We start from the raw sequence: 25,300 nt of genomic DNA, 5'->3' as shown, positions 1-25,300 counted from the left end.
CTGTCATTCCGAGGTGCAGCATGCCCTGAGTTTTTATCGACGGAAGGAATCTCGTCTGATTGACCTACCAAGATGGTAAACGAGATGCTTCTCTTCGACATGCTCAGGGCAGGCACTTCGTCAGCATGACAGAGGTCTTGTCATTCCGAGTGCGCGAGGAATCTCCTTGTGAATAGGGATGCTTCCTTCGTCAGCATGACAAACGGGATAGGGGATGCTTCCTAACGTCAGCATGACAGCGGTCTTGTCATTCCGAGGCACAGCCTGCCCTGAGTTTTTATCGAAGGGAGGAATCTCGTCTGATTGACCTACCAAGATTGCAAAACAGATCCTTCCTTCGACAAGCTCAGGGCAGGCACTTCGTCAGCATGACAAACGGGATAAAAGATGATTTCTTCCTCAGCATGATGAATAAATCGTGGTCAATCCGTATCATTAAAGTAGTTCTTTTCGTTACACGACAATCATCCTTGGAACTACGAATCATCGCATCATTATAAAATAGATTTGTTCGGCACTCAATTCGGTGCACATCAATGGTAATATGAAAGGAAAGATCTTGATCGGTTTGAACCATGAGATATGCTCGACAACCCTATGTGAGTATCTAAATAATCGATCTCCTAACTTAAAGATCGATCGGCTTCCAACCGGAACTGATATAATTCCAGTATTGAATCAAAAAAACTATGACCTTCTGATACTTGGTATGTGTTCTTCTGGTTTTAAAGGCTTAGAAATGGTACGCAGGTTAAGGAGGGAAAAAGTGTCCATACCCATTCTTGGATATAGTATTTACCCTGAACAATTATACGGACTGCGCTTGATAAAAGCAGGACTCAATGCATTCATCAGTGCGGACAATAATATTGACGAATTCTGCAGTGCTTTACGGAAATTGTTGGATGGAGGACGCTACCTGACTCCGAAGCAGACGGATACCATGGCAAGGATAGCCTTGGAGGATACCGCATTTAGCGGCTTAGAATCACTTTCAGAAAGAGAATTCGAGGTGCTCATTCTCATTGCCGAAGGAAAAACGATGAATGAAATAGGAACGGAATTATCCATAAGTGGTCATACTGCCAGTAGCTACAGAAGTCGCATATTGAAAAAACTATCCCTCAATAACAATATTGAGCTGGCATTATTTGCCTTCCGGAACGGATTGGTATGAGTCTTCCATTCACGCATTCGTTGTAACGATTTCAGCCACGTCAGTTTCGTATTTCTGGCTACAGTGTCTTTCCGAAGACAAATATACCTTGTCACCTATCAATTATTCGGTGAAGGATGCTGCGTTTGTTGGGTAGATGGTTGCTGAAAACAGATGCAGTTATTTCTGGTCTGCCAAATATTTGGGTGGTACGTAAAGGGAATTTGGATCATGTAATGAATACTTCAGCCTTCCTGGAATGTGATCACCTCATGAAATCTGATAATCGCTTACAAAGCAATGCTCGCCAAATGTCCTTGTTCAACCACTACTATTCTTCTTAAGAACATTGCGGATGCGTATAATCTATATAGGAAGAGACATTCAAGATGAAGAACTGAAAAGCCTGCAAATACCGAATCATGTTACGATAGAGATCGATCATGCCAAGGGATACGAGGCGTTCAGAAAGCGCTTCGTTCCGGGTAAATATGCTGCTATCTTATTGAATAGCAATTTACCATGTATATCTGCAGTTGAAACATTGCAACAGATACGTTCCATAGCAAAGGATGTTCCATGCGTAGTGATTTCGGATTCAATGCACAATGGGGCTGTGATGGAATTACTTTCTCAGCTAGCAATTGTTGAAGCACAGAAAGGGAGTCTTTGTAAACTACAGGTAGAACTGAAACAGGCCAAAGAAGAGCGGGAAATGGCCTTGGCCGAAAAAGAAGCCTCCGAAGTTTTGCGAACAAAAGCAGCAATCGGCTCCGGTATATTATCGGTCATACCCTCCAATATCGGAGTGATCAATAAAAGAGGAGAGCTGATCTATGTGAACGAGAACTGGATAAAGTTTTCGGCAGCGAATGGTGGAGGAACTACAGAAGCCGATTATCATGGGGTCAATTACCTAGAGGTTTGTAAGAATTTCATTACGGGAGGAGATTCATCGGCAGTGGCTCCATTTGAGGGAGTTAATGATATCCTAAGTGGTAAACGCAGCTATTTCGTATACGAGTATCCCTGCCATTCACCAGATGCTATACGCTGGTTTATTATGAAAGTAACGCCTTTCCACGGCAATGAGGGAGGGGCGGTTGTCATTCATTCGGATATAACCGAAAGGGTTATAAGGGAACAGGAGGTACGGCAAACACGCAAGCGTTTCAAAGATGCCCTCAATCAGGCCCCAGACGCAGTGATCATTGCCAATGATGAGGGAAAGATCGTCTTCTTTAGCCAACAGGCAGAAGATTATTTTGGGTACAAGTATGAGCAAGTGCTGGGCAAACCAGTAGAAATACTCATTCCCGACCGATATGCACATGTACACCAACATCATCGGAATGGATATGCACAAAAGCCTGAAAGGCGCGCCATGGGTGTAATGAATAATTTGATTGCCAAACGGAAGGATGGCAGTGAATTCCCTGTTGATATCAACCTTGGGCCACTGAATTGGGATGGTAGCACGGGTACCATGGTGATGATGCGAGATATTACCAAACGGAAGGTACAGGAAGAAGAAATACGTAAGCTTTCCATGGTGGCAAGCAAGATCAACAATGGCGTTTTTATTGGAGACGGGTCTTTTTATCCCACATGGGTGAATGAAGGCTTTCTGAACCAAACGGGTTACACTTTAAAAGATATTGAAGGTCGTTTGCCTTATCAGATATTCAGCAGTCCGAATGAAGATGCATTTGCTCGGATAAAAGCTATCATGAAGGCGTTGAAAAACGGTAAGGCCGTGCACGAGGAGATGTTTCTTCGTAAGAAGAACGGAGATGGCTATTGGGCTAGCGTCCATGCTACTCCAGTAATGGGTGGAGATGGAAGAATGGAACAGCTTATTGCCATCATGACCGATATTACCCCACGTAAAATGGCCGAGATAGAACGGGATGAACTGTTTAGGACATTGGAGATGAAGGTTGATGAGCGAACAGAAGAACTATCAAGGGCCAACACATTACTGGTAGACCGGAACAAGGATATCACAGATAGTATCAGTTATGCCAAGCATATTCAGAATGCCTTCATTCAACACGTAAACCCAGCAGATATCGGTGTCAAAGATTTCTTTGTGATCGATATACCGCGCGATATACTAAGCGGAGATTTCCATTGGACCCATCAAGATAATGCATACGACTGTAGCTATATTGCCATTGGAGATTGCACAGGGCATGGTGTACCTGGTGCCTTGATGACCATTTTGGCGGTGCAGCTGTTGAAACAGTACACTTTGGGGCGCAAGAAGAAACGAAATCCTAAACAGGTGGTAATGGAAACGGATGCTGCCATTACTGATTTTCTTGGCCAGACCAAAGAAACATCAATGCTGAACGATGGGATGGAACTGTCACTGTTTCGGATAGACCAAACGGAAAAGTATGTTCATTTTGTGAATATTGGAAGAGACGTCTACTACTTTTCGTCTGGGGAATTGAAGGTGTATAAAGGGCTTAAGGCCATGGTTGGTGGAGCAATACGTATTCAAACGCAGGATGCCGAAGAGCACTGCGTTGAGTTCAGAGCGGGGGATAGGATCTACACTTTCTCAGACGGTTTTGTCGATCAGTTTGGTGGCGATGAGAAAAAGAAAATGCTTCGTAGAAGAAAAAAAGCCTTCCTCTTAAAGATACAGTCTAAGCCATTCATTGAGCACAAAGAATTGCTTGAAAGACATTTTCTAGAATGGAAGGGAGACAATTTTCAGGTAGATGACGTGATTGCCTTCGGTATGGAATTTTGAATATATACACAGCCATAAGTATATTGAAATACAATAACTTATAACTCGTATCTGTACTCATTATTCAGAATAATTCGTTTTACTTAGAATGTTGGAGAAACGAAGTTCAGCGTAGCTTCATCTATAGGCTATTGCAAGAAAAGAGATGCTTCCCTTCGACATGCTCAGGGCAGGCACTTCGTCAGCATGACAAACGAGATCAGTTAATTTAGCTTGCCTGATCTGGAAGATGAAACCTCTAGGACTGCATAACTACTTCGTTTACATCATAACGAATAAGACCAAGACGGTGCTTTACACTGGCGTGACCAATAATCTGGAAAGGCGGTTGTCTGAACACAAACAACCATCAACCATTCGGTTTACTGGCAAATACAAGTGTCATTATCTGTTGTATTGGGAACGGTTTCAATATGTTGCTGACGCTATTGCCAGAGAGAAAGAGATAAAAGGTTGGAGACGACAGAAAAAGAATGAACTGATCAATGGTTTCAATCCCAACTGGGAGTTTTTGAACGATAGTGTGAAGGAGGATTAGCTCTTGTCTTTCCGAGGCACTTCGTCAGCATGACATTGGTTTTGTCATTCCGAGTGCGCGAGGAATCTCCTTGTGAATAGAGATGCTTCCTAACGTCAGCATGACAGCGGTCTTGTCATTCCGAGTGCGCGAGGAATCTCCTTGTGAATAGGGATGCTTCCTTCGTCAGCATGACAAACGGGATAGGGGATGCTTCCTTCGTCAGCATGACAGTAGTCCTGTCATTCCGAGGCACGAGGAATCTCGTCTGATTGACTTGCCAAGATTGCAAAACAGATCCTTCCTTCGTCCGCATGACAGTAGTCTTGTCATTCCGAGTGCACGAGGAATCTCCTTGTGAATAGGGATGCTTCCTAACGTCAGCATGACAAACGGGATAGGGGATGCTTCCTTCGTCAGCATGACAGTAGTCCTGTCATTCCGAGGTGCAGCCTGCCCTGAGTTTTTATCGAAGGGAGGAATCTCGTTTGATTGACTTGCCAAGATGGTAAAAGAGATGCTTCCCTTCGACAAGCTCAGGGCAGGCACTTCGTCAGCATGACAAATGAACATTCAGAACCCCGAGGCGAAAAAACTTAACCCCAGGGTTCTATGTCCGCCAGCGGGTGACGAACATTTGCTTGTCCATCCTTGTCTATCTGGCGGCACAACTTGCCTCGCTGCTAGCAAGGCCGCGGCCTTTCGAGTTTTTGGCATACACCCTGAAACGATAGATCTTGCCACGCTCCAAGCCTTCGTGCTGATAGCGACCACTTGTTTGAACCTGAATGCCTTTCCAATTGCCACCACCTGCTGTGTCTTCTACCCACATTTCAAACACATACTCTCTCTTGTATCGGGTATTCTTGCAGAACATGTAGATAGACCCTTCCAAGGTGCCTGGCCTTACTTTAAAGCCCTCAGGCATATCTGGTACGGGCCATTCGCTCGGTACCGCCTGCGTTTCCATACCTGCTAAGGCTGTCATGTCTCTATCTCCCAACGTTACAGTTTGCACGTACAGTACCTGTAGATTCATGTCATCCGTTGCCTTGCTCAAAGCGGCATCGCGCAAGCGGGTTCTGTCTTTTCCTCCTTCCGAAGCAGCTGTTTCGGCAGCGTCTAAGGCATCGGCATGCAGTGCAAGGTCGGCCAAAGGTGGGTTAGGAGTAGGGAACGTGGCGTGTTTCTTACAAACGTGTCCAACGAGCAATTAAAGTCCAATTTGTACGCCATCAACGACTTCTATGTCGAGGTCGTGTTTACATCTGCCATTGTATTTGAATTTCGGACGTTCAAAAAAGGGGAGGGGCTGGGAAAGTTTTTGGGCAGTATAGACTTAGATGGTTTGATGTAATGCATCTAATAAGAATAATGCTGGACTCAAACTTTACAGTGTATCCTTGGTCTTTTGAAATAATGTCAAAGATGAAGTGTGCTATATCTTGAAAGTCAAATGTTTGATTATGTTTGGATTCCTCTTGTGGAGATTGAATCGATTTTTTTGACATTGGACTGAATTATGGATAATCACTTTAATACTGTCGTTCATCACGTTGTAGAAAATAGGGGAAATCCGAAGGAAGTTGTTGAGGGATGGGCCGTTTGAAACCCAAACAGGACCTACTGCGTACTTGGGAAAAGGAACTTATTTCTGGGACGATCATGAAGATTGGGCGATTTTTTGGGGGGATGAAGTATGGTATAATCGTCTAGGATGCATGGTTTGTGAAGCGGATTTTGAAGTTGACAGGGGTTTAATGTTTGATCTTCTTGGTAGTAGACAACATCAGAAGCTATTTCAGCGTTATGCCAAAGATTATGGTTTGGAGGATAAACCCATTGGCGCGGTTATTGAAATCATGAAGAATATTTCACAGGTGATGATGCGAAGAGATTTATTTCCGTTTGATGTGATTAGAGCTGTTGACGAGAGTCCGAGTCCGTTTCCTGAACAAATTGTGAAATTTGCTGAGAGGAAGAATGGAAAACCGTTAAAAGGGGAAATGAATCTAACCCCTAGAGTTATGATTTGCGTAGTGAGAATGTCTGAAGTACTTTTGTCGCCCTTAAAATTGATTCATCCAGCAAAAAATATTTGATTTATTTCTTATCTTTGAAATAACAGAGTCATGAAAAATCAGGTCAATAATATCATGGAAGTATCCAAAGAGGTACGTGAAATGATTTCCGATGAGTTACTCAAAAAGATTATAGACCGAGTAAATTCCTACGGAATCGTTGGGCCCACTGTGAATGAGTATCTCAATGGAATTGAAGCTGAATTCAATTTTCAGCGTAGTCGAATTGATGAAGCCGCTGTCGTTGTAAGTGATTGCGATGATTTTAATCTATTCTCTCAGGTTCCGATTAATTGGGATGAGCTACTACCGACTGAAATTTTATTTGGGACTTGGAGTCTAACTGAATTTGGTTTTGCCCCAAGTTGTTATCGCATTGACAATTCTGCGGTTAACTCGTATTGGCTATATGAATTTGCTCAACGGAGTGATGTAACAATTGGAGGCCCCAAAATTGTTTCGACCAATCCACCAGACCCTGTAAATAATTATAAGTCACACAATGAAAAAGCCTCGGAATCCTCCGGGGCTTTTTCTTTTTACTTAATATTGCCTTATGTCACAAGCGCAACCTGCACATTCTTTCCAGTTCACAAACTTCAAGGTTCCTGAGTTTTATTATAAGGAGTCTATTGATAAGTCTGTTGATTTAGTAATGGATATGAAACCTCGAGGAGAATTCATTGAGGCAACAGGGGAATTTGAGCTGTGGGTGGATTTCAAGGCCTATGACAAACATACTGGTCTTGAAATAATTAAGATGACCACTTGTTCATTGTACAGATTTAATGAACATCCTCTAACATTTGATTTAATCCCAGAGTATTTCTACAGTAGTGCATTGGCAATTACATTTCCATTCATTCGTGCTTTTGTTTCAACGTTTACGGCTCAAGCAGAAGTTAATCGGATTGTTCTTGGCTTGCTCAATCTGATGAGCTTTAAGGAGGAATTAAGGGCAAATACCACGATTCGGCAAATCGTTTGACCGTGAGAGTTTTGATTAATCCTGATGTTTATCTTGAATGATTTTTCTTTAAGAATTCATTCAAATTTTCCAGTAGGTCAATCTTTTGTTTCAGGGCATTCGTATCTGGAAGGAACATTTCTCCATGTCCAGTGATTATCCAAGTGATACTCAAATCCGGATGACATTCTAGAAGTTTCTCGTAAAACCCATGACCAGGGGTTCTATGGCCATTGACTATCGGACCAAGTGTTCCTTGTGCAATTCCAGTTTTCATGCAGAATTTTCTGCGATCATTCTGATACTTCAGGTCAAGGACCTGTTTAATTCTGCTGGAAATAGTGTCAGTTTGCACACCGCAAGATTATGCGCTACAATAGTAATTCGTGATAAATTGATTATCAGACATTTGTCTATATCATTAATGTTTTATAATTAATATTATGTTAAATAGTATTATCAAAAGAAAGGGAGCAAATCGCTCCCATTCTTAATTCTGTTTCGTTGTCACTTCATACGTGCAATGATCTCATCATACTTTGATTTGTATGATGCATCCTCCACCATTTTACGGTAGTACAATTGTTTCAAAGAAATCAACACGCCTTTATCGTCTGGTTGAATCGCATATGCCTTTTCCAAAATTGGTAAAGCTTTGTCGAATACTTTATCAGCTTCTGCTCGCGCTACTTCAAATTTCTTCGTGTCATCGATCATATTCGCGGCTTCGTTCATTTTAACCGCTTGGTTAAAATACAAGGCGCCTAGGTTGTAAACGGCATCAAAATTCGATGGATCCAATTCTACCGATCTGGCATAGCTTTTTTCAGCAGCAGCTAAATAACCGTTGTAGGCGTCATTTCCCTTCGGATTTGCCTCAATTTCTTTGGCTGCCAGTCTATCGTTCACAAATCCGTACGCAAAATGCAACGATGCATTGTCAGGCTCTCCCTTCAAGGCCAATTCCAATGCTTGCATGGCTTCTGCATGCTGGTTTTTACCTAAATACACGTTCACTTCGCTTGTGATAAGCGCTTGGTTGTTCGGGAATTTAGCACGGCCTTCCTTCAAAATCTCAAAGGCTTTTTCTTCTTGTTTGGCAGCTGCATACATGTTCTGCATTCTAACTAAAGCCGCTTCTGCCTTGAAATTGATATCCATCGCCATACGATAGTACATCTCTGCTTTTTGCAGATCTCCTACTTGTTCAGCGCAAGCACCAGAATAATAAATGGCCAACGAATCGGTCCGTTTAATCTGCTCAATGGCACTCGCAGTAAGCGTGTTTTCGAATGCAGCCAATGCTCCAGCGTAATCTTTGGCATTGTATCGGGTGATGCCTTCATTCACGAATTGCTTGCCTTCAACATCCAAATATTTAAGAACCATTTCGGTATGATAGTTCTTATCATCCAGTTCCCTGCATTTAAGAAAACTTTCAAATGCTATCTGTAAAGGATTGTCTGATAGCGATTTATACTTCTCTTCTTTGGTTTCGTAGATGGCTTGGTAGATCTGTCCTCTAAAGAACCACGTTTTGGCTTCGGCCATGGTTGCTTCGTTGGTGATACATGGGTCAATGGCCTCTTTGGCGTTGTCCAACTCACCGTATTGCAGGTAGTTGTTGGCGCTCGTCCTCTTGGATTTTTGTCCGAAGACGGCAACACTCACTAAAAGGGCTGCTGAGATCAGCGTTGTCTTCTTAATGGTCATGATTTTTGGTTTTTTGTTTCAGATACGGATAACGAATCGGGTTCGAATATGATAATTCTCGCCTGATCCGTCATCCGATTTTGCTTTTTATTCTTCGTTTTCGTCTGATTCTTGCTCTTCGTCAAGATTTTCATCTGTAGCATCAGCTCCAGTATCTTCTGCTGCGTTCTCATCAGCCTCAGCTACTATCGGATTTCCTTCTTCATCTAAAAGGATCTCATCTTCTTCCACAGATATCTCGACCTTGGCAATGGCAGCAATGCTGTCTTTACCTTTCAGGTTAATGAGTTTCACCCCTTGTGTGGCTCTTCCCATTACTCTGATCTCGGCCACATCCATTCGAATAGCGATTCCCGATTTATTGATGATCATGAGGTCGTTCGCATCCACAACAGACTTGATAGCGATGAGTGCACCGGTCTTTTCGGTCACATTCATGGTCTTAACCCCTTTTCCACCTCTATTCGTGATTCGGTAATCTTCTACCGATGATCGTTTGCCGTAGCCGTTCTCAGAAACCACCATTACTGTTTCGGTTTCCACGTCTTCTACACAGATCATGCCAACCACCTCTACTCCTTTCGGAAGGCTGATTCCTTTTACCCCAGCAGCGGTTCTTCCCATCGGACGAACTTTGGCTTCAGGGAAATGGATGCAACGGCCATGTGTTCCTGCAATAAGGATATGGCTTTCTCCTGTGGTCAATTTGGCTTCAAGCAATTGATCGCCATCTTTAATGGTAATGGCATTGATACCATTTACACGTGGGCGAGAGTACGCAGCAAGAGTTGTTTTCTTGATGATTCCGTGCTTAGAACACATGATAACGTAGGTGTTGTTGATGTACTCCTCGTCTTTCAGGTCTTTCACATTGATGAAGGCTTTCACCTTATCGTCCGATTCAATGTTGATCAGATTTTGAATGGCACGTCCTTTACTTGTCTTGGTTCCTTCCGGAATTTCGAAAGCGCGCATCCAGAAACACTTGCCTTTTTCGGTAAAGAAGAGCATGTAGTTGTGGTTGGTTGCCACAAAGAGGTATTCCAAGAAATCCTCATCACGCGTGGTGCTGCCTTTTGCTCCTACTCCTCCTCTACTTTGAACACGGTATTCGGTTAGTGGCGTACGCTTGATGTAGCCCATATGGGAAATGGTGATGACCACTTCCTCATCGGCAATCATGTCTTCCATACGAAGGTCGTTGGCGTTGTGCTCAATCACACTTCGTCTTTCATCACCGTACTTATCTCTGATAACCACCAATTCATCTTTGATGATGGTGTATCTCAGGTCTTCGTTGTCTAGAATGCTTTTCAAGTATTCGATGGTCTTCATCAACTCCTCGTACTCAGCACGCAATTTGTCTTGCTCCAGTCCTGTAAGCTGACGTAGACGCATTTCAACAATGGCACGCGATTGAATATCGCTGAGATTGAAGCGTTCCATCAACTTTTCTCTCGCCTCATCTGGGCTAGAAGAAGCACGGATGATCTTGATGACCTCATCAATGTTATCTGAGGCAATGATGAGACCTTCCAGGATGTGCGCACGCTTTTCAGCTTGGTCCAATTCAAACTTGGTACGTCTTACAATGACGTCATGACGGTGCTCCACGAAATGCACGATCATGTCTTTCAACGTGAGCATTTCCGGACGGCCTTTAACAAGCGCAATATTGTTTACGCTGAAAGAGGTCTGCAGCGCTGTATACTTATATAAGGTATTAAGCACCACATTAGGAATGGCATCGCGTTTCAATTCATAAACGATACGCATCCCTTTTCTATCCGATTCATCGCGGATATCGCTGATTCCTTCAATCTTCTTCTCAACTACCAGGTCGGCAGTTTTCTTGATCATTTCGGCCTTATTGACCTGATAAGGAATTTCGGTAACGATGATCTGCTCACGACCTGACTTCGTTTCTTCAAACTCAGCTTTGGCACGCATCATTACTCGGCCTCTACCTGTTTCGAAAGCATCGCGAACACCATCGTATCCGTAGATGGTTCCTCCTGTAGGGAAATCAGGAGCCTTGATGTGCTCCATCAACTCAGCAATGGTAATGTCGCGGTTATCGATGTAAGCGATGGTACCGTTGATAACCTCTGTAAGGTTATGTGGTGCCATATTCGTGGCCATACCAACAGCAATACCCGAAGAACCATTGATCAACAGGTTGGGGATTCTTGCAGGAAGAACGGTTGGTTCTTGCAAGGTATCATCAAAGTTCAGTCGGAAGTCAACTGTATCTTTTTCGATGTCTGCCAACAACTCCTCTGCAATTCTGCGAAGACGTGCCTCGGTATAACGCATGGCGGCAGGGCTGTCGCCATCTACCGAACCAAAGTTACCTTGTCCGTCAACCAAAGGATAGCGCAAAGACCATTCCTGCGCCATACGAACCATGGTGTCGTATACTGACGAATCGCCATGTGGATGGTACTTTCCAAGCACCTCTCCTACGATTCTTGCCGACTTCTTGTACGCGCTACCTGCTCTAACCCCAAGGTCGAGCATACCATATAATACTCTTCTGTGAACTGGTTTCAAGCCATCCCTTACATCGGGAAGTGCTCTTGAAACGATAACCGACATCGAATAATCGATGTAGGCGGTTTTCATCTCATCTTCAATGTTGATGGGTATGATCCTCTCTCCTTCTGCCATGACAAAATGTTAATGTTTAGTGATTTGCACGGTCTTTGATAACCGCGACTTCAAATAGTTTTCGAATTTAAGCTTTTAGCCCCTGTTGACGCTTGTTTCAGGAGATTGAAAACGCGGTTATTACTAACAGATTTCTGTTGATAAAAACGAGTTTTCCGGAAGGTTGTCAGTTAGCCCGAACCTATTTTTGAACATGAGGCAGTACTGCGCTGTTTGATGGATGGAGTTACAGCATTAATACGACATTTGAACCATATAAAATGGACGCTAAATTTTCACCACGGGTAAAGGATGTGATCAGTTTCAGTCGCGAAGAAGCACTAAGACTAGGGCACGATTACATTGGAACGGAGCACTTGCTGCTTGGCATTATTCGCGAAGGCGAAGGAACGGCCATTCGCATTCTGGGTTCGCTGGGAGTTGATATTCAAGACCTTCGTAAGGAGATTGAGTCTGCAACGCATACGGGCAAGGCTTCGAAGAAGACCAATTTGGGAAACATCCCACTGATCAAACAAGCAGAAAAAGCTTTAAAAATCACTTATTTGGAAGCAAAGGTGTTCAAGAGTCCGACCATCGGAACAGAACATTTGCTGCTTGCCATCCTAAAAGACGATGATAACGTTGTAACTAGAAGCATGAAGAAAATGGGAGTGGATTATGACCTTGTGAAAGAAGAGGTCGAAGTAATATTGGGCGAGACTGGTGTTAGTCCTGAGGCTCGACACAGCGATTCTGCTGACGATGATGACGAAGGTGACAACTTTGGTGCAGCTGGTACTGGAGGCGGACAGGTTAGAAAGCCGGTCGATCCAAAGTCGAAAACACCGGTATTGGACAACTTTGGCCGCGACCTGACAAAGGCTGCCGAAGATGGAAAGCTTGATCCTGTTGTAGGTCGTGAGAAGGAAATTGAGCGTGTTTCTCAGATCCTAAGCCGAAGAAAAAAGAACAATCCGATCCTTATCGGTGAACCTGGTGTTGGTAAGTCTGCCATTGCAGAAGGTTTGGCGCTCCGCATTATTCAGCGTAAAGTATCGCGTGTACTGTTCGGTAAGCGCGTAGTAACGCTTGATCTTGCGTCTTTGGTTGCCGGCACAAAATACCGTGGGCAATTTGAAGAGCGTATGAAAGCCGTAATGAACGAGTTGGAGAAATCTCCGGACGTCATTCTTTTCATCGATGAGATTCACACCATTGTTGGTGCTGGTGGCGCTTCAGGTTCTATGGATGCATCTAACATGTTCAAACCAGCTTTGGCACGTGGAGAAGTTCAATGTATCGGTGCTACAACACTAGATGAATACCGTCAATACATTGAGAAGGATGGTGCCTTGGAAAGACGTTTCCAAAAGGTGATCGTTGACCCAACAACAGTTGATGAAACCATTGAGATCTTGAATAACATCAAAGGCAAATACGAAGAGCATCATAATGTGAACTACACACCTGAGGCCATAGTTGCCTGTGTGACATTAACGAATCGGTACATGACCGACCGCTTCCTTCCAGACAAGGCCATTGATGCATTGGATGAAGTCGGTTCTCGTGTTCACATCACCAATATTCATGTTCCTGAAGTGATTGTGGAACTGGAAAAGAAGGTGGATGAAGTGAAGGAAGAGAAGAATCGTGTGGTTAGAAGCCAGAAGTATGAAGAGGCTGCCAACTTGCGCGATAAGGAACGTAAGCTTCAAGAGGAGTTGGAACGACAAAAGAACAAATGGGAAGAAGACACGAAAGAAAACCGTGAGACTGTAACCGAAGAAGATGTTGCTGAAGTGGTTTCGATGATGACGGGAATTCCTGTTCATCGTGTTGCTCAAAATGAAGGTAACCGACTGAAATCCATGTACGAGAACCTGAAAGGAAAGGTGATCGGGCAAGATGATGCCATTAAGAAAGTTGTTCGCGCCATTCAACGAAATCGTGCTGGATTGAAAGACCCGAACAAACCGATCGGTAGTTTCATTTTCCTTGGACCAACAGGAGTTGGTAAAACGGAGTTGGCTAAAGTATTGTCTCAGTATCTGTTCGATTCGGATGATTCGCTCATCAGAATAGACATGAGTGAGTATATGGAGAAATTTGCCATCTCAAGATTGGTTGGTGCCCCTCCGGGATACGTTGGTTATGAAGAAGGCGGTCAGTTGACCGAAAAAGTTCGAAGAAAGCCTTATTCAGTTGTGCTATTGGATGAGATTGAAAAAGCGCATCCAGATGTGTTCAACTTGCTTCTTCAGGCGTTGGATGATGGACAGATGACAGATTCTTTGGGTCGCAAGATTGATTTCAAGAACACGATTGTGATCATGACATCGAATATTGGATCAAGACAATTGCAGGATTTCGGTCAAGGCGTTGGATTTGCAACTAGTGCAAAAACATCTTCTAGTGATGACCACTCTCGCGGTGTGATTGAGAAGGCGTTGAAGAAAGCATTTGCTCCTGAGTTCTTGAATAGAATTGATGATGTGGTTCTCTTCAATCAGTTAAAGAAGGAAGATCTGTTCCAGATCATTGATCTGGAATTGAAAAGTGTATTCAAACGAATTGAGGAAGTTGGTTACACGATAGAACTTGCAAGTACAGCCAAAGAGTTCCTTTCTGAAAAAGGATATGATCCTGAATTTGGTGCACGACCATTGGCACGCGCTATTCAGAAGTATTTGGAAGATCCGTTGGCGGAAGCAATCATTGGTTCTACCATTGCGCAAGGAGATATATTGGAAGTGAAGCATGAGAAAGATGCCACTGAACTTACCATCAGCGTAAAAAAGCCAAAAGCTGACAAGAAGAAGAAAGATTCTTCGGAAGGTTAATTCCAGAATAAAGCAAATGAAAAGAGGGGCAAATTGCCCCTCTTTCTTTTTCCAGCTAGTTCAATCTGAAATTATTCTGCTGCTCCCATGCTGCTGTAACCGCCATCATGGAATAGGTTCTGCATCGTCACTTTTCGGGTAAGGTCTGAAAAGAGCGTAACGCAATAATCGGCACATTCTGATGCGCTTGCATTTCCGAGTGGAGAAAGTTTGTCTGCATTGGAGATGAAATCATCAAATCCTTCTACTCCCGAACCTGCTGTGGTCACGGTTGGACTTTGAGAAACGGTATTAACCCGAACGTTCTTTTTTACGCCATAATGATGACCGAAACTACGAGCAATACTTTCGAGCATCGCTTTCGCTTCAGCCATATCTCCATAACCGGTATAGGTCCGTTGCGCAGCAATGTAAGTCAACGCAATCACGGAAGCATATTCATTCAGCGCATCCATCTTGTAGCAGGTTTGCAACACGCGATGCAACGACATGGCCGAAATGTCCAAGGTCTTATGGTAGAATTCATAGTTCAGATCAGTATAAACTCTCCCCTTTCTCACGTTAGGCGACATTCCCACAGAATGCAGTACAAAATCAATTCCTCCGAATGTCTCTTTTGCAGTTGAAACCAGGTTTTCGATGTCTTCCATCACCGTCACATCCGCTGGAACAACTATCGTGTTTAGCTTTTCTGCCAGTTCATTGATCTTACCCATTCGCAAGGCAACTGGCGCATTGGTGAGCATGATCTCAGCGCCTTCTTCGCTACATTTCTCCGCCACTTTCCAAGCTATCGACCGTTCGTCAAGTGCTCCGAAAATGATTCCTTTCTTTCCTTTTAATAATCCGTATCCCATTTCGATAATGATGAATTAAAAATTATGAAGTAGAAATGGCTACACCGTTACATGGTTGTGAGCATGACCATTCAATTCATAATTCTTCATTTCTAATTTCTAATTATTCAAGTTGACTAAGTTTTTTGCATGAGCCAACGCAGCTTCCGTAGGATTGGCGTTGCTCAACATCTTTGCAATTTCCAAAATTCTTTCCGCTTCATCCAATTTACGGACTCCAGTAACGGCCCTTCCCTCCTGCTCTTCTTTGTAAACAAACAAATGCTGATCGGCTTTGGATGCGATCTGTGGCAAATGTGTAATGCACAGAATCTGCATTTGCTTGCTTAGGTCTTTGATCTTCCCTCCCATCTTATCGGCCACATCTCCAGAAACCCCTGTATCGATCTCATCAAATATGATGGCTGGAAGTTGGGTCTTACTCGCCATTTCAGCTTTTACTGAAAGCATCAGTCGCGAAAGTTCTCCGCCACTGGCAATCTTACTTATATCCTGAGGCTTTTGGCCCTTGTTGGCTGTAAACAGAATCTCAATCCGATCTTGACCATCGCTACTTCTTTCTGATGGTTCAATAAGAATATTCATCTGCGCATCTGGCATTCCCAACTGCTGCAATTCTTTGGCAAGTATGGGAGATATTCGCTTGGCTTCGGCTTTTCTTGTCTCGGTGAGTTTGTCTGCTTCTTTTTGAAGCAACGATTCGGCAATTTCAAGTCTACCGTTCAAGATTGTCAGCTTCTCATCAGAATTATTGATTGACAGTAGTTTTTCATCCAATTCAGCCTGAAATTGAATCAATTCTGATTCGGACTGAACGCGATGTTTGGTCATCAATCGTAGAATCTCATCAACCCGCTCTTCCAGCCGTTGTAACTCTGCTGGATCTTGATCAATGGCCAAAGACCGCTGATTCATTTCTTCAGCTACATCTTCCAGATCAATCAGACTTTGCTTGATGCGTTGTGCCCATTCAGTAGCAGACGGATACTTTTTTGCTAGACGTTGGAGTTCAGTTTCTGCTTTTCGCAAACTATCAACCAACGGATTTTCTCCATTCTGTAGCATATCAGAAATTCCACTCAAGGTGACCGTTATCTCTTCTGCATTTTCGAGCAACGACAATCGTTCTTGATTTTCAGCTAATTCTCCTTCTTTCAAATTCAGCGCTAGCAATTCCTCCAATTGAAATTTGAGGTAATCTTCATCAGCAGCTGATTTCGCTAAACTGTTCCTCAAGGTTTCCACTTCCTTGCGAAGCGTATTCCAGGCAGCATATTGCAACTGATAGCGATTTGATTGTTTACCACCATCAGCACAGAGGTCTAGAAAGCGAGCTCTGAATTCAGCAGACTTCAATGTCAGTACTTCATGCTGAGAATGAATATCTATAAGCTTTGAAGCGAGATCTTTGAGCTGAAGTAAGGTTACAGGTGTGTCATTGATGAACGCTCGCGATTTACCGTTCGCATTTATTTCTCTTCGGAGGATGGTTGGATTCTCAAAATCAAGGTCGTTTTCAGCAAAGAATGGCTCTAACTCGTAACCCGAAATATTGAAGAATGCTTCCACAACACATTTCTCAGATTCATTATAAAGCACCGTTGCATCGGCACGTTTGCCAAGAACCAACGAAAGCGCCCCGATCAATATTGATTTTCCAGCACCTGTTTCACCTGTAATGATGGTGAGCCCTTCATTCAGCTCAACGTCCAACTCGCTGATGATCGCGTAGTTTCGGATATGAAGACGGGTGAGCATAACTCTACCCTTTTACAATTGCCTGATACTTATTGGCATTGGCCGGATCCATCTGCATAAGTGCATTTGCAGCCTTCGTTTTCATATCAGGGAATGCTTCTTTATAAATGTTGATGAACTCATCAACCTTAGCTGTGAAGAAAACCGTGAGCAAATAAGAGTTCGGTTGATCCAATCGCATTTGCTGAAGCAATGGCAGACAGTCAGTGATCACTTGCCTTCCTCCATTCAGGTCTGATTGCATCACATCAAGTCCCAAACGATGGTATTTGTACATCACATCTCTGTACCGCTCATACCTTGCGTTCACCATATTTTCAACCAACCAATAACGGTTCTTCGACCCTTCGAAAGCTTTCCATCCTCGTTGAGATTCATTTTGTGCATTATTCACAATTTGAAGTGCTTTTTGAAAATGTGCTTCGCCTCCTTGCGGTGAGAAACTATCGTAATCTGCTCCAATGATCATGTAGGCATAAAAGGCAAGCACAGAAGTCAAGTTGCTAATGTGTTGATTCTGCTGCCATTGCAGTGGTTGACCTTCATTGTATTGAAAGGTAAAATCTTGATCATTCACGTTCAATAAGACCGTGTTGTAGGCGGTCATGTAAGCAGGTCGGCTCGATTGAACCTGCATCGTGGCCTTGTAAGTGTCTGTTGAGACACGTTCCGTAACGGTGATCAGTATACTACATTCGATGCGTTCGTCCTGTGCAAAAACATCCGTTGTCCAAGCAGTTGATGTCATGAACTGCCGAATGTCTTTTTGTAGTGTTTCAAAGATTCGCTTCTCCGTGTTCTGAACCTGCGGACTTATAACGGTAACAGTGCAATTGAGCTCCTGAGCAACAGAAGCAAGACTGATAAATAGGAGAAATAGTGTAAAAAAGTGTCTCATTTGAAGGCAACGATTGTGCGCAGAATATCTTTGGCAACTTCTGCTTTCGACTTCAATTCAAAAGTAGTGATATTATTGTGTCTGTCCAGAATTGAGACCTTGTTTGTATCATGCCCAAATCCAGCTCCAGAATCTTGAAGTGAGTTCAAGACAATCAGATCGCAGTTCTTTTTTTTAAGTTTTTCCTGCGCATTGCTCAGTTCATTATCTGTTTCTAACGCAAATCCGACCAAAAGTTGACCTGGTTGTTTTTGCTTTCCCAATGAAGCCAAGATATCTGGCGTAGGTTCCAGTTCAATCACCAGTTCGGCCACTTTCTTCTTGATCTTCTTATCAGCTACCGATTTTGGCCGATAATCGGCAACCGCTGCGGAAAGTATCAGGATATCATTTTTAGATCGGATTTGCATTACGGCCTCAAACATGTCTTGCGCAGAACGTACGTTTATCCTGTTTATTCCCTCTGCCGAAGTGACATTAGATGGGCCACAGATCAGGGTTACTTCCGCTCCTTGTTCAAGTGCAGCTTCTGCAATAGCAATCCCCATTTTTCCAGAAGAATGATTGCTGATGTAGCGAACAGGATCAATCGCCTCGTGCGTTGGCCCTGCTGTTACCAGTACTTTCTTCCCCTTCAGTTCAGTCATTGGATGAGCGTTGAAATAAACTGAAAGATCTCGTCAGGCTCTGCCATTCTACCTTTACCAACTAAACCACTTGCCAATTCTCCTTCCGTTGGATCAATGATATGGTTTCCGAACCCAAGAATGGTTTGCATGTTTTTTTGAACCGCAGGATGCTGAAGCATGTCAAGATCCATGGCTGGTGCTACAACTACAGGACATCGAGCGGATAAATAAGTAGCAAGTAGAAGGCTGTCGCAAATACCGTTGGCCATTTTTCCAATAGTGTTGGCAGTTGCTGGGGCAATTACGAAAACATCAGCCCAAAGGCCTAATTCAACATGGTTATTCCAATTTCCAGACTCGTCTGAAAATGTTGAAACAACCGGGTTTTTCGATAGCGTGGATAATGTAAGTGCTGTAACGAATTCGAAAGAAGCATCTGTAGCCACCACTTTTACTTCAGCACCGGCTTTCACCAATAATCTGATAAGCAACGGAGTTTTGTACGCTGCAATTCCTCCGCTAATTCCAACTAAGATCTTTTTCCCCTTCATGGTCTTGTCCTTGTAGAATGAAACCAAAACTAAGTTCTGAAAACATGAAAACCCGAACGATGTCGGGTTTTCATGCTCAATTTTATTCAAACTTATGCTTCAGTAGAAGTGGCTTCTGCTTCAGCAGCCTCTTCTTTTGCTGGGTTTCTGAAATATATCTTACCGTTCAAGTACTCCTCAACAGCAATTGATACTGGCTTAGGAAGCGCTTCGTAGAACTTAGAGATTTCAATTTGCTCTCTGTTCTCAAAGATCTCTTCCAGATTGTCAGAAGTAGTTGCAAATTCAGCCAATTTAGAATTCAATTCTTCCTTGATGTCTGCACCGATCTGATTTGCGCGTTTTGCAATTATAGCGATGGTTTCGAACGTATTGTCCGTTCCAGTCTCAAACTGACGCATGTCTCTGGTTACAGTATCTCTTTCAGCCTTTGTGTTTTTGTATTCCATCTTTACGGGTATTTAACTTTTCAAGTTCCTTCTTAGAATCTTCTTTAATATTCTCTGCGTTTCTCACATCAGACGACCTTGGATGTCGTTCGATGAAATCATCACATTCTTTCAATGTCTGTTCAAAACGCTCAATTTTCTTTTCCTCAATACTGTTATCTGCAAGCAGATAACTTGAACGAAGTATCATAAAACTAATCTCTTCTCTGAATTTAGTATCAGGATAGTCTTCAAGCGTATTTCGGAGCGCAAAGATAGCAGCTTTATATTCACCAAGACGGTAATAAAGTTTAGCAGTATTGTAGCTTTTCGTTTCCAATTTGAACCTCAGACGATCCATCAGATCGTTACATTCATCAACCTTCGGGCTTTCTGGGTATTTATTGATGAAAATCTGCATTTCATCAATTGCCTTTTTGGTACTTGCCTGATCTAAACTCGGTTCTGCCGAATCGAGAAAGTAACATTTGGCATTCATGAACTGCGCATCTTCTGCCCTACTGCTTCTTGGAAACGTTCTGACGAAATTGTCATAATGGTAACCGGCCAACATGTAGTCTCCGAGTTGATAATTGCAATAAGCGTAATAGTAATAAACGTCTTCGGCCTTACTCGTTCCCCTGAACACTGTGATCAATTCCTCGAACAACGGAAACGCTTTCTGGTACTTTCCATTATCGTAATAGGTCTTGGCCATATCGAACTTCTGTTCGAAATCGTTGCTTTTTAGAACCCGCTGATACTTACTGCATCCTGCAAACCCTAATAGAATAAACGATAAAAAGATGGCCGCGGACGCGTTTTTTAACATGGCCGCAAAGATAGTTTTTTCAATCACGTGGCGTGAACGAAGGTTTTATCGAAATATTGGATAAAAAAAGGTGGGAAATTATGTTCCCACCTTTCTTGTTCTATTGCTTGGTCAAACGCGTAGTGCTGAGGCGTTTTCCATCTTTAACCATGTCCAATAAATATTGACCGTTGGCAAGCGTACTGATGTCAAAAGACAGTCGAAGTCCATTTAATTCAGCACGTTTTGTAGTTACAACCGATCTTCCAGTCATGTCTCTAAGAATAAATTCTGCCACTCCAGTAAGGTTTCCGTTGTATTCCACAGTGAAAATTCCTGAACTTGGATTTGGGTGAACGTTGAGTTCTTCCGTTGCGATATCAGAAATCCCAGTACACAATTCAACAGTGATTGTGATATTATCTGTTCCAGGACATTCTTGCTGCTCAAAATATTCATAAGTGATAATATGCTCTCCAACTCCAGCAGATGCTGGGTTAAATGAATTTCCAGTTACTCCGTCTCCAGAAAACGTTCCTCCCGATGGATCACCGAACAATTGTACCGAACTTGATTCACTACATACAGTGGTGCTTTCTGTGATAAAATTCACTGCAGGAGTATCATACACCGTTACAGTAACTTGATCCGTACCTGGACATCCGCCAGCCCCAGTAACAGTAACCGTATATGTGGTGGTAGAACCTGGTCCAACAGTCACAGTTGCTCCCGTACCTGCTCCATGATCCCAAACGTATCCTATACCACCTGATGCAGAAAGAACGGTAGTCTGTCCTTTACAGATAACGACATCTTCTCCAGCATTAGCAATAATTCCCCCGCTTCCGATAACTACAGTAAGTGTGCTTTCACAGCCTTGCTGATCAGTGGCTGTGACTACGTATTCTCCTGTGGCTAAAGATGATGCCGTGACACCATTTTGTACAGGAACCGTGTTCCAAGAATAGCTTACTGTACTGATGTTTCCAATCGCATTTACCGTAGCCGTACCATTTTCCACGCCATCACATGCATCTTGTGAAGAAATGAGTTGAACTTCGAGGTCACATGCTCCACCAGAACACAAAGGAAGTCCGGCCAAACCAACAATTTCCAAAGAACCACCATCACTGTCAGTAACTTGGATTGGCCAAGTTCCCGGAGGTGTGATTGTAGTTCCATTAGCATATTGAGACCATTCTAATGTAGGCACCGAACAATCAGTTGGGAAGGTACAAGGAGGAAATGGAAACATGTCAAGACAAGCACTGCAATCCTCGCCTACTACTTGCTCATTCCATGTATATGGTCCAACACCTCCAGTTACCGTTAGATCACCATTCGCTTCTTGGCAAACAGTTAGTGCTGCACAGCCACTTACAATGACGGTCGATGTTGTGGTATATCCACAGCTCATTGTATATGTAAGTGTGTGTGTGCCAACTCCTGCCGTGGCCGGGTTGAAAGTTCCTGTATTGGCATTTGTGATGCCTGTTCCAGACCACGTTCCCGAAACCGTTCCTGAACAACTGCTTCCAACACCGCCAGTAGCTATTAAATTGAATGCCGCATCGCTGGCACAAACAACCTGAGTAGCTGGAACATCTGCATAGCAGCATTCTGATGAAGCAATAATGCTTACATCGTCAATGTAGTAGTAGGCATATGGATTGATGAAGTTGTTGCCTACCGTAACGATATTCGTATTTGCGTTATTAAAGAAATTCCCGATTGTAAAATACTGCTCACCACCCGTTGCCACATAATTCCACTGTAGCCGAAACCAATTGGAAGTCGTATCTGTGATAGGAGCGCAATCGTAGTTCAATTGAGGAGTAACGTTGATCAATGAACTTGTCTGACCAGGACAAGGGTCGCGCAGATAAGGTGTATTGGTAAAGTAAACGCCCATGTTGTCTGTGGCATAAACCACAGAATTCCCTAAACTGACATACATACTCACACAATAACTCACGCCTGCTTGCAATGGAGCAGATGTATGACCTTGAATGTATTCGCGGTATTCATCCAGCGATTCATGTGTGATGATTCCAGCATGACGTGTACCTGTATGCGAGTACTGATAACCCAACGTTGAGTTAGGCATGTGAGTTGGTCCAGGACTGCCGAAAATGGTATTACATGATGAGAAAAGATCAGGCGAAGAGCAACTATCACCAGGAGCATTGGAACTGGCATTGCTCCAACTACCAGAAAGATCAGTGAAGAATCCTTCTCCGCCAAAATTGCCACAGTTGCTGGAAGTTTGTTCAAAGCTTGGATTAACCACGAGATTTTGCGCGAACGCAGTAAAACCCAGGAATATAAAGGTGATTAGGGTAATGTTCTTTCTCATGTTATAGGGGTTGATTGATGCGATAAATGTAAAGATTTGATAACGTCAGAAACTATGTCCAATCTGACAATTTGAAATTGACTGGGATCCTAATGGAAAATGCATCAACTAGGTTTTGAACCTAGAATCATTTGCACAATTCATCAAGCGTAAAAACAGCCTGCTCGTATCCAAAAGCGGCCGCCTTCTTCACGTCTTCACAGCCCTTCTCCTTTTCGCCATTACGATAATTAGCCACTCCTCTATCAAAGTAAGCAGTTGCGAATTCTTGATTCAGCGAGATTGCTTTCGTGTAATCTTCGATGGCTCCTTTCCAATTACCAGCCTTTTCGCGGGCAATTCCTCGATTACGATAGGTTCTGGCATTCGCAGGGTCAATAGCAATTGCTTGGTCAAAATCAGCCAACGCTTCCTGATAGTTGCCTTTTCTCTCGAGGGCAACTGCTCTATCGCAGTAAGCAAGTGCGCTATTTGGCGCGAAACTTATGGCCGCATCAAGATCGCTTATTGCTCCATCAATATCTTCTTGTCCAGCCTTTAGCAGACCTCGTAGATAATACGCTCTTGCATAATCTGGGCTAAGCTTAAGTGCAGTATTATAATCTTCCATGGCGCCATCGATATTTTGTATTCTACTTTTTACCAGCCCCCGATTGAGCGCTGCGGTGGCATCTGATGGATCGAGTTTCAGTGCGCGGTCAAGGTCAGTCAATGCTGCTTGATGATGTCCTTGTTTTTCGTGAATAACGCCTCTGTTGCAAAAGGCAATTCCAAGTGTTGAATCCAACGAAATGGCCTTGTCCAGATCGGCCATGGCGCCTTCAGTATCGTTCATTTGTTGTTTTACAACAGCTCTATCAACATAAGCATCTTTGAACTTTGGATCCATTGAAATAGCTGTCTCGAAGTCGGCCAAAGCACCAACATTATCGCCCACACTCATTTTAGATGCACCTCTTTGATGATACGTGTTTGCATCTTGAGCTGAAACAGCTAAAAAAGAAAGAAATGCCACAGAAAGCGACACGAATTGCTTGGATAATCTCATGCAAGCAAAGTTGCATTTTTTCTGAACTGATGCAATATGAAGGCTTTGCATCAATAGTTTCTTTTTGAATAGAATTATTGGTCTTCGTAAAACCGTAATCGACTTTTTAGAATGGACAGTTCATCATTCATTTCATCCATTTTCCGTAGAAGATTGAAGACCACATCAATGCCTTCCATGTTTACTTCCAGTTCGTGGTGCAGTCGGATCATTTTCTCTAGATCCACAACAAGGTCGGTATGGATGTATTGGACATTTTCAATCACGTTGATCTGAATAAGTCCCATTTCATCCAAACGGGTGAAGAACGTGTGTTCAACTTCGTAATGCACACACAGATCATCAATTAGAATTAGGCTTTCCGTTTTCATGCGTTTCTGAGTTTGGCAAGTTCGGCAAATAGTTCTTTTTCCTTGTCGCTGAGGTTAGTAGGTGTTTTCAATTGGAACGTAATATAAAGGTCACCAAATTGATTATCTGCTTTGTAAATTGGAAATCCCTTTCCTTTCAATTTGACCTTTGTTCCATTCTGAGTTTCTGGTTTAACGGTCAATTTCACCTTTCCATCAAAGGTGTTCACCATTAATTCACCTCCCAACAGCGCCTTGTAAAGATCCAGACCCACGGTCGTATAGAGGTCGTCTCCATCGCGTTTAAATGGCGTATCGTTAATAATGCTGAACTCAATGATCAGGTCGCCTTTCGGGCCACCATTCATCCCTTCACCTCCATGGCCTGCAATCTTGATCTGTTGCCCGTCTTTAACACCCGCTGGAATAGTAAGGCGGATGTTTTTGCCGTTTATCGTAAGTGTGCGTTTATCAGTGGTGTAAACATCTTTTATTTGCAACTGAAGCGCTGCATGATAATCTTGTCCTCTGTATTTGACTGAACTTCTTCCTCGCGAAGATCCGCCACCGAACATCGATTCAAAGAAATCGGAGTAATCTGATTCTTGATAACCTCCCGCAGAAGACCGAGAACCTTGCTGAGATTGATATTGTTGCTGCTGTTGACGCTGCGTTTCAATCTCATCGGCATGCTTCCAATCCTTGCCGTATTTATCGTATTTCTTACGGTTTTCTGCGTTGCTCAGCACTTCATTGGCTTCGCTTATCTGTTTGAATTTCTCTTCGGCTTCCTTGTTGTTCGGATTTACATCCGGATGATGTTTTCGGGCCAATTTCCTGTACGCCTTCTTGATGTCAGCGGCAGTGGCATTATTCTCAATGCCTAAAACTTTGTAGTAATCTATGAACTCCATTATCGAATTT

The 25,300-nt window shown here is 43.2% G+C and carries 20 protein-coding genes and 1 pseudogene; 7 read left to right on the top strand and 14 right to left on the bottom strand.

Annotated features, from left to right (window positions below; translation table 11 throughout):
- The first annotated feature begins 544 nt into the window (after window positions 1-544).
- The 3 genes from K9J17_15475 (at window position 545) to K9J17_15465 (ending at window position 4,458) form a co-directional block, all read left to right on the top strand.
- Window positions 545-1,177, top strand: coding sequence for a response regulator transcription factor (locus K9J17_15475; GenBank protein ID MCF8278133.1), 633 nt, complete (start codon window positions 545-547; stop codon window positions 1,175-1,177).
- A 334-nt stretch (window positions 1,178-1,511) separates the two neighbouring features.
- A complete protein-coding gene (locus tag K9J17_15470) occupies window positions 1,512-3,920 on the top strand; it encodes a PAS domain S-box protein (GenBank protein ID MCF8278132.1) in 2,409 nt (802 codons plus the stop codon).
- A 229-nt stretch (window positions 3,921-4,149) separates the two neighbouring features.
- A complete protein-coding gene (locus K9J17_15465; protein MCF8278131.1) occupies window positions 4,150-4,458 on the top strand; it encodes a GIY-YIG nuclease family protein in 309 nt (102 codons plus the stop codon).
- 634 nt (window positions 4,459-5,092) lie between these two features.
- Here the strand turns inward: K9J17_15465 and K9J17_15460 are convergent.
- On the bottom strand, window positions 5,093-5,650 hold the full coding sequence (locus K9J17_15460) for a fibronectin type III domain-containing protein (GenBank protein ID MCF8278130.1): 558 nt from the start codon (window positions 5,648-5,650) through the stop codon (window positions 5,093-5,095).
- 421 nt (window positions 5,651-6,071) lie between these two features.
- Here K9J17_15460 and K9J17_15455 point away from each other — a divergent pair, with 421 nt between their 5' ends.
- Genes K9J17_15455 through K9J17_15445 form a run of 3 tightly spaced genes read left to right on the top strand, consistent with a single transcriptional unit; the run spans window position 6,072 to window position 7,506 of the window.
- Window positions 6,072-6,539, top strand: coding sequence for a hypothetical protein (locus K9J17_15455; GenBank protein MCF8278129.1), 468 nt, complete (start codon window positions 6,072-6,074; stop codon window positions 6,537-6,539).
- Window positions 6,540-6,569: 30 nt separating this feature from the next.
- Entirely contained in the window at window positions 6,570-7,130 is a 561-nt protein-coding gene (locus tag K9J17_15450; GenBank protein MCF8278128.1) for a hypothetical protein, read from the top strand.
- Window positions 7,075-7,506, top strand: a complete 432-nt coding sequence (locus tag K9J17_15445; protein ID MCF8278127.1) for a hypothetical protein — start codon at window positions 7,075-7,077, stop codon at window positions 7,504-7,506. Before K9J17_15450 ends, K9J17_15445 begins: the two co-directional genes overlap by 56 nt.
- Before the next feature lie 28 nt (window positions 7,507-7,534).
- Here the strand turns inward: K9J17_15445 and K9J17_15440 are convergent, their stop codons facing one another.
- The 3 genes from K9J17_15440 to gyrA form a co-directional block, all read right to left on the bottom strand.
- Window positions 7,535-7,762 carry a hypothetical protein gene (locus K9J17_15440; GenBank protein ID MCF8278126.1) on the bottom strand — a complete coding sequence of 76 codons (228 nt, stop codon included), beginning with the start codon at window positions 7,760-7,762 and terminating at the stop codon, window positions 7,535-7,537.
- 230 nt (window positions 7,763-7,992) lie between these two features.
- Window positions 7,993-9,198: a hypothetical protein gene (locus tag K9J17_15435; GenBank protein MCF8278125.1), complete on the bottom strand. Its 1,206-nt coding sequence runs from the start codon at window positions 9,196-9,198 to the stop codon at window positions 7,993-7,995.
- An 87-nt stretch (window positions 9,199-9,285) separates the two neighbouring features.
- A complete protein-coding gene (gyrA, locus tag K9J17_15430; GenBank protein MCF8278124.1) occupies window positions 9,286-11,868 on the bottom strand; it encodes a DNA gyrase subunit A in 2,583 nt (860 codons plus the stop codon).
- Between the two features lie 260 nt (window positions 11,869-12,128).
- Between gyrA and K9J17_15425 the strand changes: the two genes are divergently transcribed.
- Window positions 12,129-14,690, top strand: a complete 2,562-nt coding sequence (locus K9J17_15425) for an ATP-dependent Clp protease ATP-binding subunit (GenBank protein MCF8278123.1) — start codon at window positions 12,129-12,131, stop codon at window positions 14,688-14,690.
- 71 nt (window positions 14,691-14,761) lie between these two features.
- On the opposite strand, the gene K9J17_15420 is transcribed toward K9J17_15425, so the two are convergent.
- The 10 genes and pseudogenes from K9J17_15420 to K9J17_15375 form a co-directional block, all read right to left on the bottom strand.
- Window positions 14,762-15,547: an SDR family oxidoreductase gene (locus K9J17_15420; protein ID MCF8278122.1), complete on the bottom strand. Its 786-nt coding sequence runs from the start codon at window positions 15,545-15,547 to the stop codon at window positions 14,762-14,764.
- A gap of 99 nt (window positions 15,548-15,646) precedes the next feature.
- The gene (gene recN / locus K9J17_15415; GenBank protein ID MCF8278121.1) at window positions 15,647-17,305 is read right to left on the bottom strand and encodes a DNA repair protein RecN; all 1,659 of its coding nucleotides are present in this window, start codon (window positions 17,303-17,305) and stop codon (window positions 15,647-15,649) included.
- 4 nt (window positions 17,306-17,309) lie between these two features.
- Window positions 17,310-18,203 (bottom strand): DUF4835 family protein, encoded by an 894-nt coding sequence (locus tag K9J17_15410; protein MCF8278120.1) that lies wholly within the window; start codon window positions 18,201-18,203, stop codon window positions 17,310-17,312.
- Window positions 18,200-19,383: pseudogene (gene coaBC, locus K9J17_15405) on the bottom strand (bifunctional phosphopantothenoylcysteine decarboxylase/phosphopantothenate--cysteine ligase CoaBC). The gene K9J17_15410 and the pseudogene coaBC overlap by 4 nt, the downstream one beginning before the upstream one ends.
- 92 nt (window positions 19,384-19,475) lie before the next feature.
- Window positions 19,476-19,832: a DNA-directed RNA polymerase subunit omega gene (locus K9J17_15400; GenBank protein MCF8278119.1), complete on the bottom strand. Its 357-nt coding sequence runs from the start codon at window positions 19,830-19,832 to the stop codon at window positions 19,476-19,478.
- Window positions 19,807-20,643 (bottom strand): outer membrane protein assembly factor BamD, encoded by an 837-nt coding sequence (gene bamD / locus K9J17_15395; protein MCF8278118.1) that lies wholly within the window; start codon window positions 20,641-20,643, stop codon window positions 19,807-19,809. The genes K9J17_15400 and bamD overlap by 26 nt, the downstream gene beginning before the upstream one ends.
- A 100-nt stretch (window positions 20,644-20,743) precedes the next feature.
- A complete protein-coding gene (locus K9J17_15390; protein MCF8278117.1) occupies window positions 20,744-22,978 on the bottom strand; it encodes a T9SS type A sorting domain-containing protein in 2,235 nt (744 codons plus the stop codon).
- Window positions 22,979-23,105: 127 nt separating this feature from the next.
- On the bottom strand, window positions 23,106-24,026 hold the full coding sequence (locus K9J17_15385) for a tetratricopeptide repeat protein (GenBank protein ID MCF8278116.1): 921 nt from the start codon (window positions 24,024-24,026) through the stop codon (window positions 23,106-23,108).
- Between the two features lie 74 nt (window positions 24,027-24,100).
- Window positions 24,101-24,397 carry a chaperone modulator CbpM gene (locus K9J17_15380; GenBank protein MCF8278115.1) on the bottom strand — a complete coding sequence of 99 codons (297 nt, stop codon included), beginning with the start codon at window positions 24,395-24,397 and terminating at the stop codon, window positions 24,101-24,103.
- Window positions 24,394-25,290, bottom strand: coding sequence for a J domain-containing protein (locus tag K9J17_15375; protein MCF8278114.1), 897 nt, complete (start codon window positions 25,288-25,290; stop codon window positions 24,394-24,396). Before K9J17_15375 ends, K9J17_15380 begins: the two co-directional genes overlap by 4 nt.
- Between the last annotated feature and the right edge of the window lie 10 nt (window positions 25,291-25,300).

The sequence above is a fragment of the Flavobacteriales bacterium genome, assembly GCA_021739695.1.
Lineage (GTDB): Bacteria > Bacteroidota > Bacteroidia > UBA10329 > UBA10329 > UBA10329.
This window is presented reverse-complemented; position numbering and strand designations above follow the sequence as displayed.

Excerpts from the sequence above, each read along its gene's own strand:
- K9J17_15475 (MCF8278133.1), top strand. The coding sequence starts at position 545 with ATGAAAGGAAAGATCTTGATCGGTTTGAACCATGAGATATGCTCGACA.
- K9J17_15470 (MCF8278132.1), top strand. The coding sequence starts at position 1,512 with ATGCGTATAATCTATATAGGAAGAGACATTCAAGATGAAGAACTGAAA.
- K9J17_15465 (MCF8278131.1), top strand. The coding sequence starts at position 4,150 with ATGAAACCTCTAGGACTGCATAACTACTTCGTTTACATCATAACGAAT.
- K9J17_15450 (MCF8278128.1), top strand. The coding sequence starts at position 6,570 with ATGAAAAATCAGGTCAATAATATCATGGAAGTATCCAAAGAGGTACGT.
- K9J17_15445 (MCF8278127.1), top strand. The coding sequence starts at position 7,075 with ATGTCACAAGCGCAACCTGCACATTCTTTCCAGTTCACAAACTTCAAG.
- K9J17_15440 (MCF8278126.1), bottom strand. The coding sequence starts at position 7,762 with ATGAAAACTGGAATTGCACAAGGAACACTTGGTCCGATAGTCAATGGC.
- K9J17_15435 (MCF8278125.1), bottom strand. The coding sequence starts at position 9,198 with ATGACCATTAAGAAGACAACGCTGATCTCAGCAGCCCTTTTAGTGAGT.
- gyrA (MCF8278124.1), bottom strand. The coding sequence starts at position 11,868 with ATGGCAGAAGGAGAGAGGATCATACCCATCAACATTGAAGATGAGATG.
- K9J17_15425 (MCF8278123.1), top strand. The coding sequence starts at position 12,129 with ATGGACGCTAAATTTTCACCACGGGTAAAGGATGTGATCAGTTTCAGT.
- K9J17_15420 (MCF8278122.1), bottom strand. The coding sequence starts at position 15,547 with ATGGGATACGGATTATTAAAAGGAAAGAAAGGAATCATTTTCGGAGCA.
- recN (MCF8278121.1), bottom strand. The coding sequence starts at position 17,305 with ATGCTCACCCGTCTTCATATCCGAAACTACGCGATCATCAGCGAGTTG.
- K9J17_15410 (MCF8278120.1), bottom strand. The coding sequence starts at position 18,203 with ATGAGACACTTTTTTACACTATTTCTCCTATTTATCAGTCTTGCTTCT.
- K9J17_15400 (MCF8278119.1), bottom strand. The coding sequence starts at position 19,832 with ATGGAATACAAAAACACAAAGGCTGAAAGAGATACTGTAACCAGAGAC.
- bamD (MCF8278118.1), bottom strand. The coding sequence starts at position 20,643 with ATGTTAAAAAACGCGTCCGCGGCCATCTTTTTATCGTTTATTCTATTA.
- K9J17_15390 (MCF8278117.1), bottom strand. The coding sequence starts at position 22,978 with ATGAGAAAGAACATTACCCTAATCACCTTTATATTCCTGGGTTTTACT.
- K9J17_15385 (MCF8278116.1), bottom strand. The coding sequence starts at position 24,026 with ATGAGATTATCCAAGCAATTCGTGTCGCTTTCTGTGGCATTTCTTTCT.
- K9J17_15380 (MCF8278115.1), bottom strand. The coding sequence starts at position 24,397 with ATGAAAACGGAAAGCCTAATTCTAATTGATGATCTGTGTGTGCATTAC.
- K9J17_15375 (MCF8278114.1), bottom strand. The coding sequence starts at position 25,290 with ATGGAGTTCATAGATTACTACAAAGTTTTAGGCATTGAGAATAATGCC.